The 19,513-nt window shown below is 41.4% G+C and carries 16 protein-coding genes, 1 tRNA gene, 2 pseudogenes and 1 CRISPR repeat array; of the genes and pseudogenes, 5 read left to right on the top strand and 14 right to left on the bottom strand.

The window, feature by feature from the left end; all coding sequences use genetic code 11:
- The first annotated feature begins 366 nt into the window (after positions 1-366).
- On the top strand, positions 367-627 hold the full coding sequence (locus tag JFC08_RS00425) for a hypothetical protein (RefSeq protein ID WP_109589307.1): 261 nt from the start codon (positions 367-369) through the stop codon (positions 625-627).
- A 136-nt stretch (positions 628-763) separates the two neighbouring features.
- On the opposite strand, the gene JFC08_RS00420 is transcribed toward JFC08_RS00425, so the two are convergent.
- Positions 764-1,471, bottom strand: a complete 708-nt coding sequence (locus JFC08_RS00420; protein WP_198329288.1) for a hypothetical protein — start codon at positions 1,469-1,471, stop codon at positions 764-766.
- A gap of 260 nt (positions 1,472-1,731) precedes the next feature.
- Between JFC08_RS00420 and JFC08_RS00415 the strand changes: the two genes are divergently transcribed.
- Positions 1,732-2,247: a helix-turn-helix domain-containing protein gene (locus JFC08_RS00415; RefSeq protein WP_193008508.1), complete on the top strand. Its 516-nt coding sequence runs from the start codon at positions 1,732-1,734 to the stop codon at positions 2,245-2,247.
- A pseudogene (locus JFC08_RS00410) lies at positions 2,226-3,074 on the top strand (IS3 family transposase); the annotation flags it as partial. The gene JFC08_RS00415 and the pseudogene JFC08_RS00410, both read left to right, overlap by 22 nt.
- A gap of 112 nt (positions 3,075-3,186) precedes the next feature.
- Here JFC08_RS00410 and rluF read toward each other — a convergent pair.
- The 11 genes and pseudogenes from rluF to JFC08_RS13975 form a co-directional block, all read right to left on the bottom strand.
- On the bottom strand, positions 3,187-4,173 hold the full coding sequence (gene rluF / locus JFC08_RS00405; RefSeq protein WP_198329287.1) for a 23S rRNA pseudouridine(2604) synthase RluF: 987 nt from the start codon (positions 4,171-4,173) through the stop codon (positions 3,187-3,189).
- A gap of 511 nt (positions 4,174-4,684) precedes the next feature.
- Positions 4,685-5,969: direct repeats of the CRISPR family, unit length 32 nt; unit sequence GTTTCAATCCACGCGCCCGTGATGGACGCGAA.
- 247 nt (positions 5,970-6,216) lie between these two features.
- Entirely contained in the window at positions 6,217-6,507 is a 291-nt protein-coding gene (cas2, locus tag JFC08_RS00400; protein ID WP_198329286.1) for a CRISPR-associated endonuclease Cas2, read from the bottom strand.
- Positions 6,508-6,557: 50 nt separating this feature from the next.
- Positions 6,558-7,589, bottom strand: coding sequence for a type I-C CRISPR-associated endonuclease Cas1c (gene cas1c / locus JFC08_RS00395; protein ID WP_198329285.1), 1,032 nt, complete (start codon positions 7,587-7,589; stop codon positions 6,558-6,560).
- A gap of 62 nt (positions 7,590-7,651) precedes the next feature.
- Complete coding sequence (cas4, locus tag JFC08_RS00390) at positions 7,652-8,278, bottom strand: CRISPR-associated protein Cas4 (RefSeq protein ID WP_198329284.1); 627 nt, start codon at positions 8,276-8,278, stop codon at positions 7,652-7,654.
- 419 nt (positions 8,279-8,697) lie between these two features.
- Positions 8,698-9,594: a type I-C CRISPR-associated protein Cas7/Csd2 gene (gene cas7c, locus JFC08_RS00385; RefSeq protein ID WP_198329283.1), complete on the bottom strand. Its 897-nt coding sequence runs from the start codon at positions 9,592-9,594 to the stop codon at positions 8,698-8,700.
- Positions 9,595-9,642: 48 nt separating this feature from the next.
- Positions 9,643-11,778 (bottom strand): type I-C CRISPR-associated protein Cas8c/Csd1, encoded by a 2,136-nt coding sequence (gene cas8c / locus JFC08_RS00380; protein WP_198329282.1) that lies wholly within the window; start codon positions 11,776-11,778, stop codon positions 9,643-9,645.
- Positions 11,775-12,509, bottom strand: a complete 735-nt coding sequence (gene cas5c / locus JFC08_RS00375; protein WP_198329281.1) for a type I-C CRISPR-associated protein Cas5c — start codon at positions 12,507-12,509, stop codon at positions 11,775-11,777. Before cas5c ends, cas8c begins: the two co-directional genes overlap by 4 nt.
- Positions 12,506-12,796: a hypothetical protein gene (locus tag JFC08_RS00370; RefSeq protein ID WP_198329280.1), complete on the bottom strand. Its 291-nt coding sequence runs from the start codon at positions 12,794-12,796 to the stop codon at positions 12,506-12,508. The genes cas5c and JFC08_RS00370 overlap by 4 nt, the downstream gene beginning before the upstream one ends.
- Positions 12,797-13,042: 246 nt before the next feature.
- Positions 13,043-15,679: a CRISPR-associated helicase Cas3' gene (gene cas3 / locus JFC08_RS00365; protein ID WP_198329279.1), complete on the bottom strand. Its 2,637-nt coding sequence runs from the start codon at positions 15,677-15,679 to the stop codon at positions 13,043-13,045.
- Between the two features lie 133 nt (positions 15,680-15,812).
- Positions 15,813-16,010 (bottom strand): annotated as a pseudogene (locus tag JFC08_RS00360) (Arm DNA-binding domain-containing protein); the annotation flags it as partial.
- 11 nt (positions 16,011-16,021) lie between these two features.
- A complete protein-coding gene (locus tag JFC08_RS13975; protein WP_276509880.1) occupies positions 16,022-16,150 on the bottom strand; it encodes a hypothetical protein in 129 nt (42 codons plus the stop codon).
- A 213-nt stretch (positions 16,151-16,363) separates the two neighbouring features.
- Between JFC08_RS13975 and JFC08_RS00355 the strand changes: the two genes are divergently transcribed.
- The gene (locus JFC08_RS00355) at positions 16,364-16,576 is read left to right on the top strand and encodes a helix-turn-helix domain-containing protein (RefSeq protein WP_420825199.1); all 213 of its coding nucleotides are present in this window, start codon (positions 16,364-16,366) and stop codon (positions 16,574-16,576) included.
- Between the two features lie 219 nt (positions 16,577-16,795).
- On the opposite strand, the gene JFC08_RS00350 is transcribed toward JFC08_RS00355, so the two are convergent.
- Positions 16,796-16,872: transfer RNA gene (locus tag JFC08_RS00350), tRNA-Val, on the bottom strand.
- 306 nt (positions 16,873-17,178) lie between these two features.
- Here JFC08_RS00350 and JFC08_RS00345 point away from each other — a divergent pair.
- Positions 17,179-18,156 (top strand): glutathione S-transferase family protein, encoded by a 978-nt coding sequence (locus tag JFC08_RS00345; RefSeq protein WP_198329277.1) that lies wholly within the window; start codon positions 17,179-17,181, stop codon positions 18,154-18,156.
- 105 nt (positions 18,157-18,261) lie between these two features.
- Here JFC08_RS00345 and hemB read toward each other — a convergent pair whose 3' ends face one another.
- Positions 18,262-19,269 (bottom strand): porphobilinogen synthase, encoded by a 1,008-nt coding sequence (hemB, locus tag JFC08_RS00340; RefSeq protein ID WP_109589282.1) that lies wholly within the window; start codon positions 19,267-19,269, stop codon positions 18,262-18,264.
- Between the last annotated feature and the right edge of the window lie 244 nt (positions 19,270-19,513).

Genomic DNA, 19,513 nt, shown 5'->3' with positions numbered 1-19,513 from the left:
AATCAACGCATTTTATAGGGTGAAAATGAAAGTATCGTGACAACGTCTACGTTTTATAAAAAATATGCCAAAGCCAGTCGCCCTAATCTATATATAAGATATCTTTTCATTCGTTATTACTTGCCCATCTAGAAAAGCGCCAATATGACGCTTATAGCGTACCACTTAAGAAACCTTTCCTCATTAAGGTTACCTTTCTTCAATCTTCATAAATCTACTTAACGTTTGAATCATTTATCATTCTCGTTGTCGATAGAGCAAATTTTTATCACGATGCTTTTTATCACGTGAATGCTTTGCTTGATATTGAGTAAGGCAGTTTCAACCACAACTCATAACTAATATGACTTTATACGAGAAAAAATAATGAAAAAAATAATGATAAGTTCAATCCTAGCCATTACTGCTTGCTTCACAATGGTTAGCCAAGCAAGTGCTGCGCCGCAAATTGCTAAACATCATGTTGCTCAAGTGAAGCATCAAAAGGTCAATGCGAAGTTTGATAATAAACATCAGCATGTGAAGAAAAAGGCAGTAGTATCAAAGCATCAATCAAAAAAACCAGCGGCTCATCTCAAAGCAAAAAGCAAATATCAAGCTAAGCATACTCATGGACATCGTTCTTAATCGTTCAGCTGACTGATATAAAAATAGCGCCCATATTAGGCGCTATTTTTTTGTTTCGTTGTTATGTAATAAATGCTATGTGACGAAAGCTATGTAACAAGGCTATATGATAAAGGGCATGTCACCATGATAATCACTACTGACTGTTTAAAGTAACTGTCTTAGTACTACCATTACTACTAGGCTGACTCAGTGTTACTTTGCTTGCTAAGATATCGCCTTTGGCATTGATCTTGTAGCATTCTGATGAAGTGCCTGCAGGGTCAAAGCTGAGTAATAGATTACTTGAGGTTTCTATACAGAACCATGCGGTATTATTCGTATCACGCGACAAAGACCAGTCTTGGTTATAAGTCCCTATCTTGTTACGCATGCTACTATCGGCATAGACATGTTCCGTCAGCAGCTTACTAGAAGCGCCCACCGTCGCCATTTTAGGAATGGTGGTCGTCTGGTTAGATAGTGAGTATTTACCTGTACCGTCTGTAAAACCATGGAATATCAGTGGATTCAGGGTGAAGTAATTGATAGCGACTGATTGATTGGTGATTTGATTATTCATCTTATTGATGGTATTTATTTCGGTACCTTGTACAGACTTATTATTAAATACCATACTGCCTTTAGGCGTCACTTGAATCTCTGCTGACACGCTTTGACTGCCTACAACCGCAACTAATTTATCATTGCGTTGTTTGGTATAGATGTTGAGCATGGCAGTCTCAACAGGGTATTGAGTGACGATACCATTGACATTATTGTTTTGACCCGTATTCCCTGTCATTCCACCAGCACAAGCGCTTAAACCCAGTCCTGCTGAAATACATAAACTTAGTGTCTTCATTATTTTGTCCTCAACTTTTAAATGTATGATTTGATATCTACTATAATCGAATTTTTAAACAATGACATCTGTTAACCGTCTTAGACTCTGCTGTTTTTAGTCGACCTATACCAACGGCACTTCGTGAAGACACATCCTAGCTATGATTTGGATTTATAATAAAAATTATTTGGTTGAGAAAATCTGCAGGCAACAAAAAAGCCAGACAACTGAAATGAACTGACCCCCATAAATTGGACATAATTTATGGGGGTTATTTTATGCGTTACGATCTAGACTTTAAGATTAAAGTCATTGCATACTATAGAAAAGGACGTACTGGAGTTTCCACAGCTAAGAAGTTTGGACTTGATGAGAAGATAGTATCTAGATGGGTCCAGCAATATCAAATCGGTGGTATCGATGCTATCAAGCCTAAAAATAGCAAAACCAGATATAGTGCTGATTTTAAGTATAAAGTGATAACAGTGATGTTGACAGAAGGTTTGAGCCAATCTGAAACGGCACTTAAATTTCATATTAGCTCACCTGCTCTCATCAGTCATTGGCATAAAGCTTATCGACTCTACGGTATGTCTGGCCTCACATCCAAACATAAAGGGAGTATCCCTATGAAGTCTCCTATCATAAGCAAACCTGACGATGAAAAGACGCCTGCTGAATTGAAGCGTGAGAATGAGTATCTACGCGCAGAGAATGCCTATCTAAAAAAGCTGGATGCCTTGCTAAGGGAAAGGGAACAAGCTGCGACAAAGCAAGGCTCATCGAAGCGTTAAGAGAGCAGCATCTATTATCTGACTTATTAACCATAGCAACCCTTGCAAGGAGTAATTTCTACTACCATAGAGCGCAGCTGTGGAATAAAGATAAGTATGCCGACTTAAAGCAGCATATCATCACCCTTTATCACCAGCACAAAGGCAGATATGGTTATCGTCGAATAACAGCTGCCTTAAAACAGCTAGGGATTCATCATAATCATAAACTTATCGCCAAGCTTATGAAGCAGTTGAAGCTCAGTGCACGGATTCGACGGCAAAAGTGGCGCTCATATAAGGGACAACAAGGCAAAATAGCAAACAATCATCTAAAGCGTCGGTTCAAGGCAAGTAGACCCTTTAAACGTTGGCTCACTGACATTACCGAGTTTAAGGTCGGTGATAAAAAATTATACTTATCACCGATACTCGATTGTTATAATAATGAGATTATTAGTTATAAGCTCTCAAAAAGGCCGACCTATGATTTAGTAAGTCGAATGCTAAGTCAGGCACTGGAAAAAACCAAAGCCAGCCGTCATAAGAAGCTAATGCTACATTCAGATCAGGGATGGCATTATCAGATGAAGCCGTTTAAAAAGACGCTCAAAAAGCATCAGCTTAAACAAAGTATGAGCAGGAAAGGAAATTGCCTCGATAATGCGCTGATGGAAGGCTTCTTCGGTACACTAAAGTGTGAGACTATTTATATTGAGAAGCCAGACTCGATTGAGGCGTTAGAGAAACAGATTCATGAGTATATCCACTACTACAATCATGAAAGAATTCAGCTTAAACTAAAAAGACTGAGTCCTGTGCAATACAGAACTCAGTCCTTGAAATAAACTTAAACCGTCTAAGATTTGGGGGTTAGTTCAAAATTGTCTGGCTTTTTGTGCAGAATCTTTTATCAGCTATCCTAATTAGCTAACCATTAACCATCAATCTATGGTTGCGCTACCGCTTAGAACTTCGACCTTTTGCAGGGCGCTTACCATTTGCAGCAGGTTTGCTATTGCCCACAGCCTTCTTACCATTACCAAAAGGACGTCTATCTTTACCTTTAGAACCCGCTGGTTTTCTAGCATCATCCTTGGCGTGTTTCTTGTTGCCCTTTGCTGCCCCCGCTGATTTTGAAGACGTTTTTGTCTTTGATGAATCATCAGTACGAGCATTTTTTCGTGACGCATTACGAGATTTCTTGCCCGGATTACTGGCATCTGAAGAAGAACCTTCTATGGACTTAAGTAAAACAGACAACTCTTTTTCGGTTAAATCTCGCCAATCTCCAACGGGAGTACCTTTAAGACTGATATTCATAATCCGCGTACGCTCAAGCTTCACCACTTCATAGCCAAAATGCTCACACATACGACGAATTTGACGGTTTAAACCCTGCACTAGCGTGATGTTAAACACGGTGGGTGCCACCTTAGTAACTGGGCATTTCTTGGTCATCTTCCCCAGCATTGGCACGCCACCAGCTAAACCCTCAATAAAGCTATCTGTTATCGGCTTGTTCACCGTCACCAAATATTCTTTCTCGTGGTTATTACCAGCACGAAGTACCTTATTAACTAGATCACCATTACTGGTCAAAAAGATTAAACCCTGAGAGTCTTTATCCAACCGTCCAATTGGAAAAATACGTGTACTATGTCGAACGAAATCAACGATATTATCTTTTTCTGAAGCTTCCGTAGTGCTCACAATACCTACGGGTTTATTCAAGACAATGAACACAAAATCATCCGCCTCTCGCGGCTCAATGAGTTGCCCGTTGACTTTTACCGTATCTCCAGCAACCACTTGATCGCCTACTTGAGCACGCTTACCATTGATGTATACATTACCTTGTTCAACAAAGCGGTCAGCGTCTCGCCTGGAGCAAATACCACTTTCGCTGATGTATTTATTTAAACGAGTTGAGGAAGCGTTAAACATAAAGCACCGTTTTACCTGATAAGCAGCATTTTTTTACTAAGAAAAAAGCCTAAATTAAAGGGGTTATCAACAAAGAGATGGTTCACATTATATAGGAAATTCAATATCCATTTTGGGAGAGAAGGGCAAAACCTTAGAAATATATCCAGTATCGTATTTGCGCCTATTAAAATCAATATTATCCTATGTTAGCTCGCCAGCCTCACTAGTACGCATATCTTTCTCGTTTTCCTCTCAAACGTATAAAATACTATGATCATCGAGTTGACGTATGTAGGGAGCTTTTTTGATGAGAATCGTATCTTTAAACTCATTACCTATCGTACGTGCAACAGGAGTCACTAAGATCACTCTGCACAATATAAGGAGATTGGCGTTTTAATCCTTGCATATAATTGAGAAAATATGAAGAATATTACCTATATTCACTAAAATCTATACTGGACTGAGTGGCAATCTTTAACATATCAAGGTAGGTCAACGAACCACCATAGAAAGCTTGAGTTATGCGGTTTCAATCCACGCGCCCGTGATGGACGCGAAGTGCTACCAAGCTATTAGAGCTTGCACAGCTTAAAGTTTCAATCCACGCGCCCGTGATGGACGCGAATAACATCAGACGCCAGCGCTTCATCTTTAGTCGGTTTCAATCCACGCGCCCGTGATGGACGCGAAGTGTAAAGCAGAGCTAACAGCTTACAGCTTTAAGTTTCAATCCACGCGCCCGTGATGGACGCGAAACGCGAAATGGCTATTCAGATGCCTAATCCTGGCACAGGGTTTCAATCCACGCGCCCGTGATGGACGCGAAACAAGAGGCTATTACCGCAGCCACCAAGGAGCGTGTTTCAATCCACGCGCCCGTGATGGACGCGAAAACTGTTTAGCTACTGCTTTAGGCGTGGTAAAATTGTTTCAATCCACGCGCCCGTGATGGACGCGAAATCATGCAGGTATATTTTTAGGTGATGGTAATTTAGTTTCAATCCACGCGCCCGTGATGGACGCGAATTATATAATAATCAACCTAGCAAATTTTTAGGTATGTTTCAATCCACGCGCCCGTGATGGACGCGAAATAAGACGTTTAACTGTTGTAGGATACTTACAGTTTCAATCCACGCGCCCGTGATGGACGCGAACATACTGTCTAACTAGATCTTTGATCTTTAGAGTTTCAATCCACGCGCCCGTGATGGACGCGAAACCATAAAAAAGTATGGCTAATAGCTTCTTATCCTGTTTCAATCCACGCGCCCGTGATGGACGCGAAATCTTCATATGTCTCACCTATTACTAGCTGCTTGTTTCAATCCACGCGCCCGTGATGGACGCGAAGGTGATAATTTATTTATACACCACCCCTATGAGTTTCAATCCACGCGCCCGTGATGGACGCGAACATGCGACCAGTACCGCTATTAGGGCTATTTTGGTTTCAATCCACGCGCCCGTGATGGACGCGAAATCATCTAATGATAAAGGAGCTAAAATATTCTTGTTTCAATCCACGCGCCCGTGATGGACGCGAAAGCTGATATAGTAGCAGCAAACACTAAAATAACTGTTTCAATCCACGCGCCCGTGATGGACGCGAAATTAATCTTAGTGTATTAATTAGCTAAAGCTGTGGTTTCAATCCACGCGCCCGTGATGGACGCGAAGACTAACATTAATGATAAAGTTACTGGTAAGTATGTTTCAATCCACGCGCCCGTGATGGACGCGAATTTAATCCAGTAAGAGTATTAGCATCAAAGGCTAGTTTCAATCCACGCGCCCGTGATGGACGCGAAAGCCCCTAGTCTAAGTCGCTAATAAGGTTAAGAAAAAACCTTGGCATTTGCGAACGTCTAAACCATAAGCGAATTTGGCAAGTAGTACACTCTCCAAATTTTTATTATAAAAAAATAAAGTTATAAAAATCATATTGTTAAATAGCATTGCGCTTCCTTTGCGAACCTTCTAGGGGTTTTGTGTATGCTATAGGTTCGCAAAGACCTTTCAAAGTTAAATATCATATTTTACGATTTACAATATTATCTAAAATAGTAGTACATCGTTTAAGTCTAGCACAGGTTTTGCTCCGACATGTTCAACTTTATGCTGCCAGTTTTTACCAAGATAATAATAACGTAAACTATCCACATCATGATTAATAATGTCCTCAAGCGTGGCTTTCAGCGTTGTCCACTGAGCCGGATTGACCTCAATCTCAAACACCGAATATTGCACCCGCTGCCCAAAGTTTAAACAGTGCTTGGCAACGTGACGTAACCGTTTTGCAAAGTTTGCGTCCTCTGAGCTAATGTCATAAGTCACCAATACCATCATAATATAAATCCTTTTTATTACGTTTATACTTACTGTTTTTATAATTATCGTTACTTCCACAAAAACGGAATATAAGCATCAATATCGCCCCTGATATGCCGCGCCATAATCGTGGCCTGCAAATGCGGTAGCAACCCAAACGGTACAGTTTCTTCAAACCATTCATGATAAATGGTCTGCTGCTTACGGTCATACCATGCCTTAAAAAAGGTTTGCCTAGCATCATCTTTAAGCCAGACCGCGCCGCTTGCCTCTGTTTTAAAATCTGACTTGCTCAGCTGCTTTTTATTGACCAGCGATAATACAAATCGATCAACAATAGGGCGGAACTCTTCGACTAGATCCAATGCTAGTGAAGGACGACCGGGGCGCAGCTGGTGAAACACACCGCAAGCAGGATCAAGGCCGACTGTTTCCAGCGCACTGCGACACTCATGGGTCATCAGTGTATACGTAAAAGACAGCAGCGCATTCATCGCATCAGTCGGCGGATTACGCGTGCGTTTGGCAAAATGAAAATCAGGATTACGAATAAAATGCGGAAACACACTGAAGTAAAGGCTTGCCATTTCCCCTTCGCGACCTAGTAGATCAGGCAAGTTTTCGGTCGCTAGAATTTTATGCAATCCGCGTTCAAGTCGTACTTGTACCGACTCTAAACGATCAACTATATTGTCATCTAACCCAGATTTATAATCCCGCAGATAGCGGCGCACCACTTGGCGCTGATTATGAACTTTTCCCAAAATAATACTATGACAAATCGGCTGCACCCGCGCCGCATCATCACTAATGCGATACTGCTCACGGCGCAGCAGCACATTACCACTGACCGCGCCCTCAATACGTGCTTGAAACTTGCCATAGCGATTGAGATGCGTAATGGTGATCGCGTTGTCGGTACAATGTGCCAAAAGGGCTGGTGAAATTGAGACTTGCCCAAAACAAACAATAGCCTCCAGCTTATGAATAGGTACACGACCTTTGACTTCATGGTCAATATTCATGACCACATTTTCGCCTTGCTTATTCAGCCATGCACCTTGGGTTTGCACAAATAGCGTATTTTTTAGTGGGCGCATGAGTATCCTTATCTAGGCTAAAAAGTAGTGAAATTAGCAGTCAATTAAATAGTGAAGCACTGCTAATTCTCTAAGCTCAGATTGATTTTTTTGTTCAACCAAGCTTGAGCATTTTTATTAAAAATCTTTGGGTGACAGATATCTTTAAGTGAACAGTTGCGGCACTTGCTAGTGCTATAGGTAGGCTTTGGCGTCTGTCCGCTCTCTATAATATGACGGCACTCGTCAATCGCATTTAAGGTAATTTGCCGCAGCTCGTCATCAAAATCTACCGCGTGACGGCGGCGCGTTTTGCCATAAAAAAGTGCGCCTTTAGAAACAATACAGTCGTGCATATCTTCTAAACACAACGCTTGGGCGCACAATTGCACCTCATCAGCGCGGTGTGATTTGGGCTTGCCGCGTTTATACTCAATAGGGAAGGGCGTCTGGGTACCAGCGTCATCAGTATGATATTCAACCACATCCGCCACGCCCTCTAATCCCAGTGCGTCATGACCTAACCGCAAGGTACGCACGGTTTTAATATTACCGCGCGTATCATGCCCGCCAGAGTTGACCTTTTCGTGCATGACTTGCCCTTCAGCGGTAAACAAGTTCTCCTCCCACGCGCACTCCAGCTCAATCAGCGCAAACTGACGCGGACAAAACAGATAGTGTTGCAGGCGAGATAGGTAGAGGATTGGCATGATTTTTGGCCCATCTATCAGTGTTGAAATGAGAAAAATAGATATAGATGTAGCCCTGCTATGTTTAACATAACAAGGCTACTAGACTCCAAATAATTATTAACAATACACTTATTTCAATCCACGCACCCTATTAAAAGTGCGAAAGTCAAAATATGAAAATACCATAATTTTGACCATCCACTCATCCGTTACGGTTGCGATACTATATTTACGATAAAAGATTCAAAATTTGAGTAACCAAAGTCTTATCTATGAGCAATATAAATATTGCTAAAACTATAATAAACTCTCTTTCAGACATTTCTATCAAGAAGTCATTAATAGATAACTTCATAGCACACAACACTCCATATAACGAATAAGCTTGTATACTCGCACTCAATTAAAAAAACTTCAAGATATATTGTTAAAAAATATTAAAACCCTTCAATAATCTCAGGCGTTAATCCTGCAAGCGCCGATGTTAACGCTACCTCATCAAACGCGCCTTTGTTATCTAACAGCTCTTTTAAACTGCGATGTACTTTCGCAGAAGAATATTGACCGGACTTGCTATTATGCTGCCACCAAATCACCTTTTTAACTTGCATACTGCCTTCAGGACGCGCAGAGGACGCATCACCTTCAAATAACTTCGGTAAAATCTCTTTTAGCTTTTCAGCATCGTTATCACTAAAGCCCGTGCGCTCAGCCAACTGCGGTGTGATAGCGCCATAAGTCACGTAAATACCTTTATCAACGCGGTGTTTCATGCCCATGGTATCGCTGCCTTTTTTGGTGCCATCGCCTTCACCGCTGACGCTTTTGGTGATTTGGGTACTGGTAATATCGACAGGTTGTAAGCTAAACGCAGATTGAATGGTGACAGGACCGCGAATTGGAATAGATACGCCATCGGCATTTTTAGTGTCTGCTTTAAAGGCAAATACTTGACCAAAAGCACGCACATCAAACCACTTATCACAGGCTTTTTTTGCGGTCTCATCACGTTTGGCTTCGATATTTTCTTTTTTATCAGCCTCAAACGCGCCTTTACCTAAGCCGACTATTTCGTCATAAGCACGGTTCTTTAGACTGGTCATGCCGTCGGTTTTTTTCTCATCAGACTGGATAAATATCGCCTCGCCAGCTTCTTGCAGACGATCACGAATTTTACGTTTTAGGCAAACGTCAGTGATTTCACCATTGCCTTCAAAGTCCGTGCGGGGACGGTTGCCGTTTAAAGGGTCGCCATTGGGGTTGGCATTGGTTACGCCCATGATGATGGCAAAGTCAATTTTATTATTGATAGGGTTTTGAGTAGAGGCGGTCATACGGTTTCCTTTTACTAGGTTTTAAATACAAATATTCAAAAGTTTAGATTAAGCCGTTGTATCAGTGTTTTCTAAATATTTTTCGTCTTCACGATTCTTTTTTGCTTGCTGTTTATCCAGTTTTATTTGCATTTTTTGGCTGTGATAACCCAGTAAAAACTCACCTGACAAGGCGGCATCATTGGTAAAGTCTGCAACATTAAATAAGCTCATGATTTGGTCCATTAAATCTTGTTTATTAGCCAAATAACCGCCACGATTGGACTTTAGGCGGTTCTCATAAGGCTTGAGAGCCAGCTCGATATTGCGCCATGTGGTAAAGGGGCGATTGGCAAACTGCTGCATGTAACGCTGTGCGGTGGTGTTGCGTTTTTCGCCTGCTATAAATAGCGCTAAGCTCTCGATATCTTCAGCAACCGCCAATAGGCGACCGTATAAATAGTCACGGCTGGTATAGTCAGTTTGTAATGCCACGGTATAGCTCCTTTTTTTAGATTCTGATTGACGCAAATAATAGCCACGGTATAAGGCACAGGCAACGCTAATAGCTTGCTCCCACTCCCAGTTGTCTAATGCCAGTGGGTTACAAGCGCGTTTGATGGACAAATCGACCAATTGCCAAGGAAACTGCCTTGCCTCTCCCTCAACGATACAAGGCAGTACTTGCGAGACGACTTGTTTTTTTAGCGCATCAGACAGACGCGCGCCATAAGCCACTTGGGAGATTTGCTTAGGGGTTGGCGCTTTGAGCGTTAATTTACGCTCACCACTTTCGGGGTCAGCGTAAGTAAAATACCACGCAAATTGTCGATGCCAAGACTCTAGCGCGTCAATATAATCGTTGGGCATACTCTCATGATAATACGTCACTGCCATACGTCCAGGGGTCGCGGCTTCCAAAGTGATGATAGAAATTTGGTCATGTGCGTCAAGCTTCTGCCGATAGCCTTGCATGGTGTTGTTTAAATGGGTCGCGAACAGATGACCTAGATTGTTACTGTGCTTAAAGGGTAAAGGCGCTTCCTTATCAGTGACAGCGATCTCTTGTTCACTGTCTTCATCATCTTCACTGTCCATATTTTCGAATTCGTCAATATCGTCCGATTCAAAAAGCATCTGCTCACTTTGTTCAGCATTTTTGACCACATCAAAAGTGGCGCTTTTATTCAAGGGTTCGGTTGGCTGTAACGTCTCCTCACCAGATATTGCCCAAGCGACAACCGCTTGTCCTGCTTCCTCGCGCCCTTGACGCGTCAGCAACCAAGAGAGCGCGGCATGGGCTTTTTCGGTGACCACAGCACTGATATTCGCGCCTTGCAAACCGTGCGCCTTGATAGAGGCTTTATTGTCCGTAAAGCGTCCTAAAAAGGTAAAGCTGTCCATGTCATTAGCGGAGATGAGCTTGGCATTGGTCGCGCTTCGCAAAATACGGTTAGGATGTTTGCTGGCAAGTGGACGGTTTTGACCCGTGATATAACAAAAGCCATCGATGCTATCAAGAGTGGCATAAAACTGCTGCCATGACTCAAATAAGCTGTCATCTTTCCACGTTTCAGCTTGGCTTGGTTTGGCTTGACTGCCCAATTCGCTATTGATGACTTGCCATGCAACAAACGCTGCGCCTTGGTCAAATACGCCTTTATTTTTATTTAATGAGGATAAAATACTGTCCGGATAGTCGCCAGCTTGTGCAGGACAAGCGAGTTTATTATTATCCTCAGGATCAGCAATCAGAACATTGGCATTTAATAAATCTTTGACCAGCGTGCCTTTTTGGATATAATTTAGCACCGCTTGGGCTTTTGGATGGGCGTATTCTGAGTGGCACCAAGTCGAAAGCACTTCTTCATATAAAGGATAAACATCTTTTTTATTGTCGCTATAACTGTAAAAGTCTTTAGCCACATATTGCAATTTGTCTGATAACGGATGGGCGACTGCGCCCGAAGTGCGGTTAGCAGAATCGTTAGTCGCAGGAATCGCAAGGTATTTAGATTTGACTTTGCCGCTATCCTCTCGGCAGATTTCTGCTCTAACAAAGTCGCCTTTATTATTGATGGTGGCGATGATTTGTATGTTTTGATTGACGTGGTAATAAGGCATCAAAGCATGATCTTGCGCTTGAATCTCTTCATTTTTACTGGCAAGCTCGTAGGTTTGATATAACCGTTGTAACCAACTCATAGCGTTGCCTCCGTTTGCATGACTGATTGAAAATTATCATCAAGCGCAAAGCTTTTGGCAGTCATCGCGCGCACAAAGCGATTGGGCATACCATTATTGCTATCGGTTTGCAAATCATCCGTCGGCTTGGGAAACTCTACGACACCATACTCCATCACTGCTCGAAAAAATCGACTGTGTAGCTCATCTATGCCAGTTTCATCAGGATAGGCAAAGCTATGAAACATGAGACCATAGCTTAACTCCGGCGTATCATCATAAGCGCCTACACCGCTACCAAATTCGCAAGGTTCTACATAGCCTTGGCACTCTCTTGCGCCTAAAAATATATCTTGGCGACCGCCTTTATTGACCATACGCTGGGCGATGCTGTAGTGCTTACCATCAATACGATCAGCGGCAAGTTCTGGGCGATGCATATTCCATTCAAAATGCGCTTGCACTTGATAAGCGACATCATGAAGGTAGGTGTAATAAGCCAAATCATTTTCATCTTTGTGAAATTTAATGGGTTTCATGCCTTTGGTTTGGGTGCGAATGGGGTTTATCACCCGTACTTTATCGACATACCAGATGATGGAGGGTTTCCAATAAATGCTTTTGCAGACCCCTTTTAGCGCTTCGTACGTTGGCAGATGATAGCTGGTTTTTTCGCCACCAATACGAGTGATGGGGTCGGTAAATAGAGCATGTCGTCCGGTGAGTAGAAATTCGATTGAGTTTTTTTTCATAAACTTGCCCTTTTATCGTAATCATATTTTATGGCTTCAAAGACAATATCTAAAAAGCGTATAAAGACGTTAATCGCTCCAATAATAAAAGCGAATGTAATAACGATCTTAGTTGAAAGCATGGATTCTCGAGCACTGATATTAGCTAGATAAAATGCAGTAATTGACATGCCTAAACTGATTATAAAAAGCACAGAAGCATGACTTGCATAAACCATTGTTTTGTCAGCATTTACATTATTTTTTGACTTATTTGAAATAAACTTATATAAAAATTTTTTTAACATAATATTTGCCCTATTAACTATTTAAGAAGAATTACTTGTTGCTATTCATAGATAATAGAATCAAAAAAGAGATAAGTCAATTTTCTCTAATGTAGATAGTTAATATCATTACTCTGTAGCCACTTATGTTATAATTTTTCTTCATCAATTTATGATGTGGATTGAAATTCTAAAGTAGATAGGGGTAACCTTATTTGCTCGGCAATGACTGTCTTACCACGGTCATTGCCATTTTCATATCAACTGCTACATCCCAAAATCTACAAAATCAAGCTTGCCTGTTCCTGCAATATCTATCCCCATATGCTCATCATAAAACTGCTCATTTAGCGTTAGAATACCCGTGTCTCTGACCATGACTATTGCCTTATCATCTTGTAATTTTTGCAGCATCCAAGGGAACACGTTGACACTATATTGCTGAGCTTTATGGACTAGTTTATAAAATTCACCATCGCTGACGAGTGTACCGTGCAAGTCATTAATCAGCTCAACACCTGCTTTATGATAAGGAACGATAATTGCTTGCGTTGGCGCATCAATCGCCTTAAATGCGCGTCCTGCATCCATAAAAGACTGCCAAAGTTTTGGATATTGACCGTTTTTAAGTCTGTTTGAATTTTCATTATTGACAACAGGGTTCGTAGTGTTGCTACTTAACCAACCATATACGGTCTCAGAACCAGAGGACTTGCCACCTTGATTTTTAATCGGATAAGCCATCTCTTTTTTCATATAGTCTGCGGTACAAAATGCATTAAAAAAACTATTCATAATGTCAGGGTCAAGTAGATGCTTACCCTCATTTTCAGGCAGTCTTAAACTGTGAAGAATATCAGACATTTTATTTCTACCCAGCTCAATAGTTGGCAATTTGCTTAGGTTTTCTTTATCAGGACGGACGATAAATACTTGTCCCCTTAAAGACACTCCTGAATCATCACTCATCTCGCCATGACGGTTACAGCGTCCAGCAGCTTGCGCGATACTGTCAAGACCTGCCAAAAACCGAATCACGGACTTAAACGAGACATCCACGCCAGCTTCTATCAATTGCGTTGAGATGACCAAGGTTGGTAAGCCTTGGTCTAACCGACTTCTAATCTTAGCTAATAAATCTTTACGGTGACGCGCGCATTGCCCTGTACTCAGGTGGAATAGCTCATTCTCAGCTATAGAGGCTGATAGCGATTGATACAGCTGCGTTGCCCACGCTTTGGTATTCACAATTACTAAAGTGCTGGCATATTTTTGAAAGTTGTCTTCAATATAAGCTGTTAAGTTGTCTAAATCTCTAGGCGTTTGAGTGTGGTCATGAATGTCCACGCGCTTTAGGGTGTCAAATAGGGTGGCTAACTGCTCACGATCACCGATGATTTCTGTTGAGGGGTTGAGACTGCCATTATGCGCGATGGGAAGATTGTCTAGCACTGGTTGCGTCGCCGTACATAGCACCGCTGTAGAGCTAGCATGACGGGTTAAAAAGTTAATGGCATTACAAAATAGATAATAGCAAATGATGGGCAAGGTTTGAATTTCATCAAAGATAAGTACCGCGTGGCTTAACTGGTGCAAACGCCTGACACCTTTAGTACCGCCGCCAAAGCAGCTTTCTAAAAACTGCACCATCGTGGTAAATACAATTGGCGCATTCCAATTGTCCATAATTAGTTTACTTTGCCATGTTTGCACGTCAGGCTCTAAGTTAGAATGTTGCTCTAACACCCATTTGCCATCAAAACTGCCATCGGGTCGCTTTTCTTCTAGCACCTTGCGAATCTCAGCGGCATTTTGCTCAATGATGCTGGTAAAAGGAATGATATAGATAATGCGCTCAAGAGTGTGTTTTTTGGCATGTTGGAGCGCAAAGCGTAGGCTGGCAAGTGTTTTGCCGCCGCCCGTTGGCACGGTTAAAGTATAGATACCTTGCGCTTGTTGGCCGCTAGCATAACAAGTATCTGCAATATGGGTGCGCTGCTCATTGATGGGGTTATGAGGACTGTTTTTTGCTTGATTGGCAAAATCCTCATACAGCGCTTCCACTTTATCTATCGCAGTCTGCCAATTTGGGCGCTGATAATCTAATAGATACGCTTGGTCTGGATGCTCAAAAGCGATGCTATTACTACGATCGGCATCAATCAGACAGCTAAACAGCAGACGCGCATAAAAGCCAATGTAAAAGTCTTTTTGTTTGTCTTTCGAGGATTTATCGTTTAACACATTGGCAATCGCTTTGCTAAATTCGCCCAGCATTTGATTGTTAATCTTGTCATCTAAGTGAGCAAATAACTCATTATCGTAGGCATTGGTTAAAGACTCTTGATAATGAGATTTGCCCTCGATTTTTTGCTTACGATTTTTAAGGTATTCATTGCCTTCTTTATCAATGACATTGACCATGCCGCTATGATGGGAGGCAACACAAATGAATAAAATATCGGCAAGCAGTTGTCCTTGACCTATTTTTATTTTTTCTTGAGTGCTGTCATTGATTCGGCTGGTAGATAAGCCTTTAAGCTGTTTATATAAATAAATTGCGCCAGCGGTAGAGTGATCGACAGAACCGCGTTTTGGTTTGCCTTTTAGCAAGATTTCGGCTTCTTCGTCCTCATCTAAATCTAGGCTTTTATAATTATCATAAGTGATACTGTCTTTAATATATTCTTGAAATTCTTGGCTATATTTGCCTAAATCATGTACCAGTCCAATCAACTCACCCGCTAATGGCAAACCAATCTTAGTTGCCAAGTTTTTGGATATTTTTGCTGTGCCTGTTAAATGGTCATAGAGAGGTTGTTCATGACCGTCGCTGGCACGAACATGCGCGATAAAAGTATTACCAGCAACTATCGAACAATTCTGCTCATTATCATTATTCATATTCAATTATTAATCCAAACAAATGTTTTTTAAACTTTACCTGAGTTTATCCTTTCTCGCAATAAGGATTTTTACGTTGATACATTCCTTGCGATCTTTTAAAGCTACCATTTCTGCCGCTTTGTCACTTTGTCACTTTGTCACTTTTTGGAAAGTACTTAGCATAGTTGAACAAACCTAGGATGATTTCTGCTTCCATTTTTTCAATCACCTTCTCAAGCTTTTTGCGATTCACTGGAGTGTCGGTCAGGTTTGTCGTCTCCCGACAGCGTTTACCCATATAGTAAAAATCCAGAATAAGCTTGCCGTATCTACTTATGATACTAACCATTCTATTTCTCCTTATTGAAGTGCCATGGCATTGATGCTATCGGCGACGCCAGTGCGCATATCTTTTTCAATCTCTTCCCAAATGTACAAGATCTTACGACCGCCAAATGGACGTATGTAATGAATACCCTCGATAAGCACACTATCTTTGAGCTCATGACGGATAGTACGAGGGTTATATTTGATGAGATCAGAAAGCGCTTGGGTAGTTAGGTATGTTAAATAATATGTTCCTTATATATAGTTTAACCATAATGGTAATTTTTAATACCACAGTTGTAATTTTCCATAAATTTATAACTGTGCAAGTAATTTTTATAATTATAATGGGGGTTTATAGGATGATAGTTAACCATCTTCCGACTTTGTTGTGAAAGAAGGCTAAAAGTAGCGGATGCCGTACGAGCGACAGGAGTAAGCAACACGACGTTGCATAAGATATACAATGATCAGTCATCAAGAATTGATTTCGACACTATAGATAAGCTTTGTGAGTATTTAGGAGTAGGAGTAGGAGATCTTTTTGAATATGTAACAGAAGTTGAGGCAGAGAATATAAAGAAATAGACGTTAATCTAAAATTCGAAGTAGAAGTCAAAAAGAGAATTTTTAGTTTAGGGATTTTTAAAGACTGGTCACGTTTTGGTCACCGTCGTCTTTTTTAGCAATTTAAAACAGCTTACATAGTGATGATTACAGGGCGTTACGAGTAAAGATTTTCCGCTACAGCTTATATTTCACGGACAAAAAAAGCCCCAATCGTGAGATTGGGGCTTTCTAAATATTTGGTAGGCATAAGCAGACTCGAACTGCTGACCTCTACCATGTCAAGGTAGCGCTCTAACCAACTGAGCTATACGCCTATTTAGGTTGAGTATTCTATCAAGTTTTTGAGATTTTACAAGCTTTATTTATAATAAATTTTTTTATTAGCATAATAATGATTATCACACTTTATATTAAGTAACTTTTAATATTTTTTTATGTAGTTATATTAAATAGTTATTGAAATTGGTTTATTTTTTATTGTCAGTAGAACTACAAATCTTAATAGCTAGGCAGTATATAACTGGTATCATTCTCAAAATAAAGTGAGGATTGTGATAATAGTTTCACAGTACTCATAGTTCACAAAAATTATATCAAAATAGAATGTTGAGGAGAGCGGAATGGGTCTATTGGTTGATGGTCAATGGCAAGACAAATGGTATGACACAGAGGCGAGCGGTGGACGCTTTGAGCGAGAAGATGCCGGTTTTAGAAATTGGGTCACGGTCGATGGCAGCGCAGGCTCATCAGGTGTTGGCGGTTTTAAAGCCGAAGCTGATCGCTATCATTTATATATCTCGCTTGCATGTCCTTGGGCACATCGTACCATCATTTATCGTCAACTCAAGGGTTTGCAAGACCTGATTTCGCTGTCAGTGGTGCATCCATTTATGGGCGATAAGGGCTGGACGTTTGCAGAGGGCGAGGGCGTGATTGCTGATCCTATTGTAAATGCGAATTACTTATATGAGATTTATACGGCGGCAAAGCCTGACTATACAGGACGCGTGACGGTGCCAGTATTATGGGACAAAAAAACCAATACCATCGTCAGTAATGAGTCCTCTGAGATCATTCGTATGTTTAACTCAGCTTTTGATGAGGTTGGGGCACTAGCAGGTAATTTTTTACCAGCAGATTGCATAGCGGAAATCGATGAGATCAATGCATTTGTCTATGATGCGATTAATAATGGGGTTTATAAATCGGGTTTTGCCACCAAACAATCCGTCTATGAAGAAGCAGTGACGGAGCTATTCGGTGTATTAGAGACGCTAGAGGCACGTTTGACAGACCAGCGTTATTTGCTAGGTAATACGATAACTGAGGCGGACTGGCGCTTCTTTACTACGCTGGTGCGTTTTGATGCGGTATATGTCGGACACTTTAAATGTAATATTCGCCGTATTGTTGATTATCCCAATCTTTGGGGTTATTTGCGTGATTTATATCAAGTGCCAGATATTGCAGAGACGGTAAGCATCGATCATATCAAGCAGCATTATTATACTAGCCATGCCAATATCAATCCCACGCGTATCATTCCTGTTGGTCCAGTGCTTGATTTTAATGAGCCACACGAGCGTACACTTTTATAATTTTTAGTGAAGTTTTAAAATAAGACCAATAAAAATCGCGCCAGCTGCTTGATCACAGTTGGCGCGATAAATTGACGGTATAAATAAAAAGCTGCTTAATTTATATTACGCATTATTCAACTGACGAGCGGCTTCTAGCGCAAAATACGTCAAAATCCCATCCGCGCCTGCACGGCGGAAACCAATCAACGATTCTAAAATGACTGCATCGGTTAGCCAACCATTTTGAATCGCAGCCATATGCATCGCATATTCACCAGACACTTGATAAGCAAAGGTCGGTACGCCAAAGGTATTTTTAACTTCACGAATAAGGTCTAGATACGGCTGACCCGGCTTAATCATGACCATATCTGCACCCTCGGCTATGTCCATCGCCACTTCGTGCAATGCTTCAGCACGATTACCGAAATCCATCTGGTACTGTTTCTTGTGTCCGCCTTTTAGGTTGCCAGCACTGCCGACGGCATCACGGAATGGGCCATAGTATGCAGAAGCATATTTGGCAGAGTAAGCCATGATAGCGGTATTCACAAAGCCTTCGGCTTCAAAGGCGTCACGCATAGCTTTGATACGGCCATCCATCATATCACTAGGCGAGATGATGTCAGCACCAGCGCGGGCATGTACCAATGCTTGCTTGACCAATACTTCAACCGTTTCATCATTAATCACATAGCCTGAATCATCCAGCAGTCCATCTTGACCGTGCGAGGTATAAGGATCTAACGCCACATCGGTCATTACTACCATTTCAGGCACAGCATCTTTGATCGCTTTTACGGTACGAGCAGTAAGGGCGTTTTCGTCATAAGCTGATTTGCCATCAGGTGTTTTTAAGGAATTATCAATAACAGGAAAGATGTCGATGGTAGTGACGCCCTCGCTTAATAATTCTTTGGCATAGTTGATCAGTAGGTCAATCGATAAGCGTTCAACGCCTGGCATACTAGCGATTGCTTCGCGCTTGTTTTTGCCTTCTAAGACGAAGACAGGGGCGATAAAGTGCTTAGGATGCAGCTCAACTTCACGAATCATCGCGCGTACGTTATCGTTGTAGCGTAATCGACGTAGACGAGTTTCAGGGAATTGACGGTTAAAGGTATAAGTCATGATTTGTCCTCATTAGATTTTAGTCATTGTTATTTATCAGCTTGATTAAATAAGCTGTTTTGAAGCATATGTTTTTTTATATCACGGACATTAGGGTCTGTTGAACATTCAAATATTAGGGCTGCTGATTGCTAAAATTGCACCAAACTAGGCGCAAACCGACGATAATGTCGAGACCTTAGCTAGGCTTGCAACAACGTTTGGGGTAATTTTAGCATCAGCCTTTCAGGGCAATACTCTTTTT

The organism is Psychrobacter cibarius (assembly GCF_016107535.1).
GTDB classification, from domain to species: Bacteria; Pseudomonadota; Gammaproteobacteria; order Pseudomonadales; family Moraxellaceae; genus Psychrobacter; species Psychrobacter cibarius.
Note: the sequence above shows the minus strand (reverse complement) of the source record. Positions and strands in the feature narration are given on the sequence as shown.